The 1,524-nt window shown below is 70.3% G+C and carries 1 protein-coding gene; it reads left to right on the top strand.

The features are described from left to right. Positions 1 to 1,466, top strand: a 1,466-nt coding sequence (locus tag K7862_RS36985; RefSeq protein WP_222970178.1) for an integrase core domain-containing protein, incomplete at its 5' end; no start/stop codon positions are given. Positions 1,467 to 1,524 lie beyond the last annotated feature (58 nt).

Raw genomic sequence — 1,524 nt, 5'->3', positions numbered from 1 at the left:
GGCTGGTCGAGCCGGGGGTGCGGAAGCGACGCCGGTCTGATTACCGCAGGTGGGAGCGGTCTGCGGCGATGGAACTGTGGCAGATGGACATCGTCGGCGGAGTCCTGCTCGCGGACGGCGGCGAGTGCAAGATGGTCACCGGGATCGACGACCATTCGCGGTTCGTGGTGATCGCGAAGGTGGTGCAGCGGGCCACGGCCCGTGCGGTGTGTCTGGCCTTCGGGGACGCACTGCTGCGGTTCGGAGTGCCCGAGGAGGTACTGACCGACAACGGCAAGCAGTTCACCGCCCGCTTCGGCCCCGGCAAGCCCGGAGAGACGATGTTCGACCGGATCTGCCGGGAGAACGGCATCACCCATCGGCTGACCAAGCCGCAGTCCCCGACCACGACGGGCAAGATCGAACGGTTCCACCAGACGCTTCGGCGTGAACTCCTCGACCTGCGTGATCCGTTCGCGGACCTGGAGTCCGCGCAGGATGCGGTGGACGGGTGGCTGGAGGACTACAACCGGATGCGGCCGCACCAGTCCCTGGACATGGCGGTGCCCGCCAGCCGGTTCGTTCCCCGGCCGCGCACAGAGCAGCAGGCACTGCCGGTGGTGCTGCCCGCACGGCTCGCCCCGATCCCCGCCCCGGCAACCAGCGAGCCCGGACCTGAGCGCGAGCCGGTGGCCGGGCGCGAGCCGGTGGCCGAGGCCTGGCCGCTTCCTGAGGGCGAGGTCGGTGCGGTGGAGGTGGAACGGGTGGTTCCCGCGTCAGGGAACCTGAGTCTGCGCGGGCAACAGATCTGGTTCGGTCCCGCTCTGGCCGGCATCACGGTGACCTTGCGGATCGACGTGAACCGGCTGCACGTGCTGATCGGCGGCGGCCGCCACAAGACGCTGCCCTCGAAGCTGACCGGCCGGGACCTGCGGGCCCTGCTGGCCAGCGGAGAGGCCCGTCCCGCCCGGCCGTGGGCAGACGATCCCGGACCTGCGGCGCAGGCGAGCGGGGCGGTGGAGGTCGACCGCACCGTCAACGCGGTCGGCTACGTCGGCCTGGGCGGCGACAAGGTCCTGATCGGCTGGCCGTTCGCCGGGCAGCGGGTCACCCTTCGCCTCGACGGCCGTCTCCTGCAGGTCCTGGACGAGCAGCGCGTCCTGCAGGCCACCCTGCCCAGCCCGCTGCCGGCCTCGGCCTGCGGACGCCTGCAAGGAGCCCGGCCCGCAGGACCGCCTCCCCAACTGCCACCGCCTGCCGACCAGATCGCCGAACGCACCGTGAGCACCGTCGGCGGCTTCACCGTCGCCGGCCAACGGATCCAGATCGGCCGCGGCTATGCCCACCAGGTCGTCACCGCCCACCTGGGCGAGGAAACCATCAGGGTCTTCCACGGTGACGAGCTGATCACCACCGTCCCCCGCGTCACCAGCAAGGAGGTCGTGATCCGCAAATCCGGCGAACACAACCGCCGGAAGATCGTCTAGGACAGACGTCAAGCATCACCCGACGCCAACCCGTCAACCATCAACTGGGACTAGACAC

The sequence above is a fragment of the Actinacidiphila acidipaludis genome (assembly GCF_019890725.1).
GTDB classification, from domain to species: domain Bacteria; phylum Actinomycetota; class Actinomycetes; order Streptomycetales; family Streptomycetaceae; genus Actinacidiphila; species Actinacidiphila acidipaludis.
Note: the sequence above shows the minus strand (reverse complement) of the source record. Positions and strands in the feature narration are given on the sequence as shown.